Origin of the sequence: Paracoccus sp. (in: a-proteobacteria) (assembly GCF_032007265.1) — a bacterium.
Lineage (GTDB): Bacteria > Pseudomonadota > Alphaproteobacteria > Rhodobacterales > Rhodobacteraceae > Paracoccus.
This window is the reverse complement of the sequence record NZ_DALZMB010000136.1, coordinates 1-8,661: the sequence shown is the minus strand read 5'-3', so window position 1 is coordinate 8,661 and position 8,661 is coordinate 1. Positions and strand designations below refer to the sequence as shown.

General features: G+C 57.8%; 8 protein-coding genes. All 8 read left to right on the top strand.

Features of this window, described 5'->3' with window-relative positions; genetic code table 11:
- Nucleotides 1-176 precede the first annotated feature (176 nt).
- Nucleotides 177-1,292 (top strand): aminotransferase class V-fold PLP-dependent enzyme, encoded by a 1,116-nt coding sequence (locus tag RTS12_RS18765; RefSeq protein ID WP_312531230.1) that lies wholly within the window; start codon nt 177-179, stop codon nt 1,290-1,292.
- A 17-nt stretch (nt 1,293-1,309) separates the two neighbouring features.
- Nucleotides 1,310-2,047: an HAD family hydrolase gene (locus RTS12_RS18760; protein WP_312531228.1), complete on the top strand. Its 738-nt coding sequence runs from the start codon at nt 1,310-1,312 to the stop codon at nt 2,045-2,047.
- A gap of 492 nt (nt 2,048-2,539) precedes the next feature.
- Entirely contained in the window at nt 2,540-3,082 is a 543-nt protein-coding gene (locus tag RTS12_RS18755; RefSeq protein ID WP_312531226.1) for a hypothetical protein, read from the top strand.
- An 892-nt stretch (nt 3,083-3,974) separates the two neighbouring features.
- Nucleotides 3,975-5,579 carry an ABC transporter substrate-binding protein gene (locus RTS12_RS18750; RefSeq protein ID WP_312531225.1) on the top strand — a complete coding sequence of 535 codons (1,605 nt, stop codon included), beginning with the start codon at nt 3,975-3,977 and terminating at the stop codon, nt 5,577-5,579.
- A gap of 76 nt (nt 5,580-5,655) precedes the next feature.
- Complete coding sequence (locus tag RTS12_RS18745; protein WP_312531223.1) at nt 5,656-6,663, top strand: ABC transporter permease subunit; 1,008 nt, start codon at nt 5,656-5,658, stop codon at nt 6,661-6,663.
- The gene (locus RTS12_RS18740; protein ID WP_312531221.1) at nt 6,660-7,562 is read left to right on the top strand and encodes an ABC transporter permease subunit; all 903 of its coding nucleotides are present in this window, start codon (nt 6,660-6,662) and stop codon (nt 7,560-7,562) included. The genes RTS12_RS18745 and RTS12_RS18740 overlap by 4 nt, the downstream gene beginning before the upstream one ends.
- Nucleotides 7,563-7,566: 4 nt before the next feature.
- Complete coding sequence (locus tag RTS12_RS18735) at nt 7,567-8,412, top strand: ABC transporter ATP-binding protein (RefSeq protein WP_312531220.1); 846 nt, start codon at nt 7,567-7,569, stop codon at nt 8,410-8,412.
- Nucleotides 8,409-8,661: ATP-binding cassette domain-containing protein (locus RTS12_RS18730; RefSeq protein WP_312531219.1), on the top strand; the 253-nt coding region annotated here is incomplete at its 3' end. The genes RTS12_RS18735 and RTS12_RS18730, both read left to right, overlap by 4 nt.

Here is an 8,661-nt window from a genome sequence, read left to right as displayed (position 1 = left end):
ATCAGCGCGCCGAAAACCCTGCTGACCCGCCAATTGATCGACGCCATCCCGCAATTGCCCTCGCCCCAATCCACGCCCCAATCCACACCCCAGGCCACGCTTCATGCCAGCGCTGACAATATTGCCCCAACAAGTGCCGCCTCCGACCCCTTTCCCTTTCCATCCGAGAGCCGCTGATGCCTGACCACCCATCCCTGACTGGCCTTGCGACCCTGACGGTTCCCAATGTCACCATACCGGCCTTTCCCGCCTCTGATTACGCCCCGCTTGCCCAGTCAATCGGGGCCGCGATGGGGACGCGCAATGATGTCGTGCTGATCCAGGCAGAGGCCGCCGTCGCGCTAGAGGCAAGCGCCACTTCGCTAGGACGGCCGCAATTGCGGGCGCTTAACATCGTCACCAGCCTCTACGGCCGTTGGTTCGGCGATTGGTTGCGCCGCGCGGGGGCGCAGGTGCAAGATCTGGTGGCAACCCCTGGCCTGCCGATCAGCATCAAAGAGGTCCAAGCCGCTTTGATGACGCAGCGCTTTGATCTGGTTGCGGTGGTTCATGCCGAATCTGCCAGTGGCATCCTGAACCCTCTGGCCGAGATTGTGGCCCTTGCGCGCAAGGCGGGCGCTTTGACGGTGGTCGATGTCGTAGCCTCAATCGGCGGACATGAGGTCTGCGTGGATGAGCTGGGCATAGATGTCGCCATCATGGGGCCGCAAAAGGCTTTGGGTGGGCAGGCTGGGGTTTCCGCTGTTGCGGTCTCGCAGGCGGGCTGGCAGGCCATGGCCCCTGCTCAATCCACCCCCTCGATCCTGTCATTGGCCGATCAAAAGGCGCTGTGGCTGGATCAGGGTATGGGCGCGCTTCCGGGCACGCCTTCGGCACTCGAATTTCACGCGCTTAAAGCCACGATGGCACAGCTTTGCCATGAGGGCATGCCAAGCCTGATACTGCGCCACCAAAAGGCCGCATCCGCCGCCCGCGCGGGGATACGCCATCTGGTCGGGCAGAATTGGGTGCCAAAGGATCAAGCCTCGAACCTTGTGACGGCCATTCCCGTGCCGGATGGGATAGATGCACGCGATCTTTTGGCGGCCTTGCCACAGGGCCATGCCCTTGGCCCAGGCGTTGGCCCCGGCACCCAGCAGCTTTTGCGGCTCAACCACACCGGAGCACGCGCAGATCTGGGCACGGTACTTGGCGATTTGGCGGCGCTTGCCAGCGGCTTGAGCCGGCTTGGCTTTGGCTGCGATTTGGCCGAAGCTCTTGGACAGGCGGCGCAAGCCTATTCCCTTCCATGACTTGCCAAAGTTGAGATATGTTCTTCCCTAAAGCGATTATCTTTGACCTCGATGACACCCTTCTGACGGCCTATCGCCAACCCGAGCGGACCTGGTCAGCCATTATCGCAGAACATGCCGAAGCCTTGGGCGAACATGACAGCGGCTGGGTCACGGACGAGGTGCTGGCGCGGGTGCTGGAGTTTCTCTCGCATGACGAGCACCGCAAGCTTTGGCGGCTTGAGGGGGATGTCACGCGACGCAAGGTCGTGCGCTCGGCCTTTCATCGGCTCAACCTTCAACGCCCTGAGGGGTCCGCGCCGCTGCATGGCATCGACGCCGATCGCATTGCCGACCGCTTTGAAACCTTCCTTGAGGAAAAAATCGCGCTAAAACCCGGTGCAAAGCCGATGCTTGAGGAGATCAGCCGCCGTGGCATCACCCTTGGCCTTTTGACCAACGGCTCGGGCGCGCGCCAAAGAGGCAAGATCGCAAGATTTGACCTGGCCCGGCATTTCGGGGCCATTCAGATCGAAGAGCCCGCCGGGCTGGGCAAGCCCGACCCACGCGCCTATCAACTGATCTTACGCGCCATGAACACAGATCCCGATCAAGCCTGGATGATCGGCGATGATCCCGTCTGGGACGTGCAAGCACCCAAACAACTTGGGCTGGCAACCATCCATTATTGCGAAGATGAAACCATCCCCTCGCCGCCCGAGGCCGATCGCCGCATCAGCGCATTAGATCAGATCGTGGCGCTAATCCCGGACTGACGCCTGCCGTGCCACGCGCCTGGCAGCCCTAGCCGTCTTTGCCCTGCGCCTAGGAACCTTTCAGGACGGATCAGCGCTCCAAATCGCAATCTGACACCCACCTTGCCAAGAAGCGGTTTGTCGCGCGTGCGATGCTGCAAATAGATGGCCGCAGATAAACCGAGGCAGATAGATTTTCCTGCAGGATCACGAGAATTGCCTCTCCCTCTGATCAACAGCTGATCAGATGATGGTTTTGCGCAAGAACATGCGTCGCAGGACTTTTGCTGCCGTCGGCGATGGTTGGTCGGGGTTGGTCGGGGTTGGTCGGGGAAAGTGAGCGTGAATTCACCTTACTGCCCGATGCCATACTCAGCCATGTAACATCGTTCCGAGATTTGAGGGCACGATCAGGCTAGCTAGATCGAGAGGCGGCTATGCGGAAGAAGCGGGCGTTCGCGGTTGCCGACTGGACTTTGTATACACCCATTGTCATGCTGGTGTGAAATCAACATGAATGGGATCGACGCCGAGGCTATTAGCCAAGCATTGAAGGGCGCGAGATTGCTGGAACCACCAAGAAATATAAACGCTGAAAAACTCTGGGGAATTGGAGCTCCAAGTGAAGAAAAAATGGAGATGATAGTACGCGCAGGCTACTTCCCTGGCTTGAACTGGGAGTGGTTCCGGTGGGCCTATCCGAAGATAGAATATGATACTGCGACAGAGATGTTCCTATCCGCAATGTATCGCGCTATTGAGAAGCGCGAGCTTTACGTCATGCGGCCTCCACATGCTAATAATCCTCTCATCGGAACGAAATTGATCGGAAACATTATTACCGGGCAGCGCGAGGGCTACTGGATAGCCGATGCAGAGGAGGTTGTCCGTTACTTCAGGCAATATTGGCCTCACTCTGAACTCAGAGACCAAGCGTTGCTTGATCATTTCTTTACAAACTACCCTGACTTCTGTTTCCCAGTACCGGAAGAGGATAGAGTTTCAATGCGTGAGCTTCCAGAATTAGATTGGAACGATTGTTTCCTTTTCCCTTAGAGTGGGTTGCCATCGTCCGCTTTGGGCTCAAAGCCACGTTACTACATGACGTCCGATTGCCTGCTTTTTGAGCACAATCGTAATGGCAGGAACCCCAATTGCTGATGCAGCTCGCCCTCGCGCCTTCGTTTTGGCACGGCTGATGGCTTCTCATGTCGTTTGCGTGGTTACCAATCCGGCCGGCGATCTGACTTCGGCCTGCGGCGTTGCTGCGCATTATCCTTCGCCAAAAGATCGGGTTTCGTCCTCGCGAAGGGGCGCAAGTTCGTTCCAGTTTTGCTAAGGCAGGTCCCATTGCCAGAGTTCCGGCCAGCCGCTGGGGAAGTGAAAAGCAGCGGCTTGCTCTTTCGGATCGGGTAAAAGCACGCCTTCGAAATTGGTATGGAGCCTCAGAAAAGCCGAACTTTCGGGTCCCAAAAGGCAATCCTGCCTTCAGATCGACAGCGATCTAGACCCTCTTTAGAAAGTTTCCCCTCCTGCCGCGGGCAGTTCCCTCTGATCACTGCCATCATAGCAATCGGCCTTCAACTTGGTCATCCCCATTTGGAAGGGCTTGCGTTGACCATGATCCTTTCGACCTCTTTTGGTCGGGTAATCGCCGGTTCAGTCATCGGCGGGGCTTTGCGCCCAAGACTAAAGTCGAAGCAGACAGAATCGGATGGAACCGAGGATAACAGGGTTAACATGACGCTAGGGAAAGCAAAAATCCCCGGCTGAAACGCCAGTGGCATATTGCCGCCGGCACTTATTTTTGCCCGTTTTTACTACGGTATTTCGTCACTTTGTAGTGCCCGGATGGCAATAATCACGAAACCGAGAGCGCGGGGACTTGACCTGTACGTCAGTTTGGATTGCATCATTGCCAGAACAAAGCACAGGCATGGGAGGCCTTATGTCCATCATCTCCAAACGGTTCCTTGCAACCAGCGCGCTGGCCCTTATGGCCGCGGCACCGTTGCACGCGAAAACCTTCGTCTATTGCTCGGAAGGATCGCCCGAGGGGTTTGATCCGGCACCCTATACTTCGGGCACGACATTTGATGCCTCGGCGCATACGATGTACAACCGCCTTGCCGAATTCAAACCCGGCACCACCGAAGTCGAGCCAGGCCTCGCTGAGAGCTGGGACATTTCCGAAGATGGCAAGGAATATACCTTTCATCTTCGCAAGGGCGTGAAGTTTCATTCCAACGACAAATTCACCCCGACCCGCGACTTTAACGCCGATGACGTGATCTTCAGCTATGAGCGTCAGGGCAAGGCCGACAATCCCTGGCACGCCTATAATGCCGGTATCACCTACGAGTATTACAGCTCGATGGAGATGGACAAGCTGATCAAATCGATCGAGAAAATCGACGACAACACGGTCAAATTCACCCTCAATCAGCCCGAAGCCCCCTTCCTCGCCAATATCGCCATGCCTTTCCTTTCGATCATGTCGAAAGAATATGCCGATACGCTGGAAAAAGCTGGCACGCGCGAAGATCTGAACAACCTGCCCATCGGCACCGGCCCGTTCAAATTCGTCGCCTACCAGAAAGATGCGGTCATCCGCTATCAAAAGAACCCTGATTACTGGGGCGAGCCGGCCAAGATCGACGATCTGGTTTTTGCAATCACCCCCGATGCTGCCGTTCGCCTGCAAAAGCTTAAGGCAAACGAATGTCAGCTGATGCCCTTCCCGGCCCCCGCCGATCTGGAAGGCATCAAGGCCGATCCCAATCTGAAGATGGATGAGCAGGCTGGCCTGAACGTCGGTTATCTCGCCTATAACACCACCGTCGCGCCCTTCGACGACGTGCGGGTGCGCAAAGCGCTGAACATGGCGATGGACAAGCAGGCCATGGTCGATGCCGTCTATCAAGGTTCGGGGATTGTCGCCAAGAACCCGATCCCGCCGACCATGTGGTCCTATAACGATGCGATCAAGGACGATGCCTATGATCCCGAAGCCGCGAAAAAGCTTCTGGAAGAGGCAGGCGTCAAGGATCTGAGCATGGAAATCTGGGCGATGCCGGTGCAGCGTCCCTATATGCCCAACGCCCGCCGCGCCGCCGAGATGATGCAGGCCGATTTCGCCAAAGTCGGCGTCAAGGTCGAGATCGTCTCTTATGAATGGGGCGAGTATCTGAAAAAGTCGATGGAGCCCGGCCGTAAGGGCGCGGTCATCGTTGGCTGGACCGGCGACAATGGCGACCCGGACAACTTCCTGTCGGTGCTTCTGTCTTGCGCCTCGGCCGAGCCGGGCGGCGCGAACCGTGCCTTCTGGTGCAACAAAGAGTTCTCGGACCTGCTGGCAAAAGCCAAAACGGCCACGGATCACGAAGAGCGCGTCAAGCTTTACGAAGAGGCTCAGGTCATCTTCAAGGATCAGGCCCCTTGGGCAACGCTGGCCCATTCGACGCAATATGTTCCGATGACCAAAAACGTCACGGGCTTCGTTCAATCGCCGCTTGGTGATTACGTATTCGACACTGTCGACCTGACAGAGTAATTTCATCGCTATCGATAGCAACTAAGCAGGCCGCGCGGGGCTTATTCCCCTGCGCGGCTTTCGGGTTAGGGGTTCGATGATAAAATTCATCCTTTCGAAAATTCTATATCTGGTGCCCACATTCCTTGGCATCACGATTGTCGCATTCAGCTTTATCCGTCTGCTTCCCGGTGATCCGGTGCTGCTGATGGCGGGCGAGCGCGGCGTCTCGGCCGAGCGCTATGCCGAAATCTCGGCGCAGCTTGGCTATGACAAGCCGATCTGGCAGCAATACCTGACCTATCTTGGCAATCTCTTTCAAGGAGATTTTGGCAATTCACTGGTCACGAAAAAGCCGGTTCTGGCCGAGTTTATGACCCTTTTCCCTGCGACAATCGAATTGGGACTGGTGGCGATCATTCTGGCGACGCTGATTGGTGTGCCGGTCGGCGTGCTGGCCGCGATCAAGCGCGGCTCATGGTTTGACCAGCTGTCGATGACGGGCGCGCTGGTGGGCTTTTCCATGCCGATTTTCTGGTGGGGACTTCTGCTGATCATCTTCTTTTCGGGCATCTTGCAGTGGACACCGGTCTCGGGACGCATCTCGCTGATGTATTTTTTCCCGCCAGTCACCGGCTTCATGCTGATCGACAGCCTGCTTTCGGGTCAAAAAGGCGCCTTTGCCTCGGCCCTGTCCCATCTGATCTTGCCCTCGATCGTTCTGGCGACGATCCCGCTTGCGGTCATCGCGCGCCAGACCCGCTCGGCCATGCTGGAAGTCATGGGCGAAGATTACGTACGCACCGCCAAAGCCAAGGGCCTAAGCCCGCGTCGCGTGATCGGCGTCCATGCCTTGCGCAATGCGATGATCCCCGTCGTCACCACGATTGGTCTGCAGATCGGCGTCTTGATGGCAGGTGCCATTCTGACCGAGACGATCTTCTCTTGGCCAGGCATCGGCAAATGGATGATCGATTCCATTTCGCGGCGTGACTATCCGGTCGTGCAATCGGGGCTTTTGCTGATCGCCGCCATCGTGATGATCGTGAACCTGCTCGTCGACCTGACCTATGGTCTTATCAACCCGAGGATCCGGCACAAATGACCGATACAACTGTCAAAATCTCGGATCGCGCCATTCGATTGCGAATGCTGTCGGAATTCTGGTTCTACTTCCGCCAGAACCGAGGCGCCGTCATCGGGCTTGTCGTATTCATCTTGCTGGTGCTGACGGCAATCTTTGCGCCGCTTCTGGCGCCTCATGACCCGACCCAGCAATACCGCGATGCCTTGCTGGTCCCGCCGATCTGGCAAGACGGGGGCCGCGCGGGCTATCTGCTGGGCACTGACGCCGTTGGTCGCGACATGCTGTCCCGTCTGATCTACGGCGCGCAATATTCACTGTTCATCGGCGTGGTCGTGGTGGCGATCGCCCTATTTGGTGGTGTGATCATCGGTCTGGTCGCGGGCTTTTTCGGCGGCTGGGTTGATACGGTCATCATGCGGGTGATGGATGTGATCCTGGCCTTCCCCTCGCTGTTACTGGCACTTGTGCTGGTGGCGGTGCTGGGACCGGGGCTGACCAATGCGATGATTGCCATTGCCATCGTCTATCAACCCCATTTTGCGCGCCTGACCCGTGCAGCAGTGATGGGTGAAAAGGAACGCGAATATGTCGCGGCGGCCCGCGTCGCCGGAGCGGGCAATCTGCGGCTGATGTTTAAAACGATCCTGCCCAACTGCCTTGCGCCTTTAATCGTTCAGGCCACCCTGTCCTTTTCATCGGCCGTGCTCGATTCTGCGGCCTTGGGCTTTCTGGGCATGGGCGCACAGCCTCCGACCCCGGAATGGGGCACCATGCTGGCCGAGGCGCGTGAATTCATCCTGCGCGCTTGGTGGGTTGTCACCCTCCCCGGTCTGGCCATTCTGGTTTCGGTCCTTGCGATCAACCTGATGGGCGATGGGCTGCGCGATGCGCTTGATCCTAAACTGAAGCGGAGCTGAGGTCATGGCCCTACTTTCCATCAAGAACCTCACCGTCCGCTTTGCGACCTCGACCGGCAGCTTCACGGCTGTCGACGGGATCGATGTGACGGTGGATAAAGGCGAAGTGCTGGCGATCGTCGGCGAATCCGGCTCGGGCAAATCGGTCTCGATGCTGGCAGTCATGGGGCTTTTGCCCGATACGGCTACCGTCACCGCCGATGAGATGAGCTTTGACGGTCGTGACCTGCTGCACATGTCCACCAAAGAACGTCGCAAGCTGATCGGCCGCGAGATCACGATGATCTTTCAAGAACCCATCGCCTCGCTCAACCCCTCCTTCACGGTCGGCTATCAGATCGAAGAGGTCCTGCGCTTCAACGCGGGCCTTGACCGCAAAGCGGCGCGGCGCCGCGCGCTTGAGCTGTTCAACAAGGTCGGCATCCCCGATCCCGAACAAAAGCTCAAAGCCTATCCCCATCAGATGTCGGGCGGCCAATGCCAACGCGTGATGATCGCTATGGCAATCGCCACCGACCCGCGCCTGCTGATTGCAGATGAACCCACGACCGCGCTGGATGTGACCATTCAAAAGCAGATCCTGGATCTTTTGATGGAGCTGCAGGAACGGCTCGACATGGCACTGATCCTGATCACCCATGATATGGGTGTGGTGGCGGAAACGGCAGATCGGGTCGCGGTCCAGTACAAGGGCCGCAAAATGGAAGAGGCCGACGTGCTCACGCTCTTCGAAAACCCCAAAAGCAGCTATACGCGTGCGCTGCTGTCGGCTCTTCCCGAAAATGCCACCGGGGACAGGCTATCGACAGTCGCCGATTTCATGGCCAAAGAATCCGAGGTGCAGCAATGAGCGTCGTCGTCGAAGGCCGCAATCTGACCCGCGACTACATTGTTCCCGGCTCGATGCTGCGCGCCGCCAAAACCGTTCGCGCGGTCAAGGGCATCAGCTTTTCGGTCGAACGTGGCAAGACCCTTGCCATTGTCGGTGAATCCGGTTCGGGCAAATCCACCCTTGCCCGCATCGTTGCCCTGATCGACCCCGCCTCCGGCGGCGAGCTGCTGATCGAGGGCAAACCCATCGACATCTCCAAACAGCGCC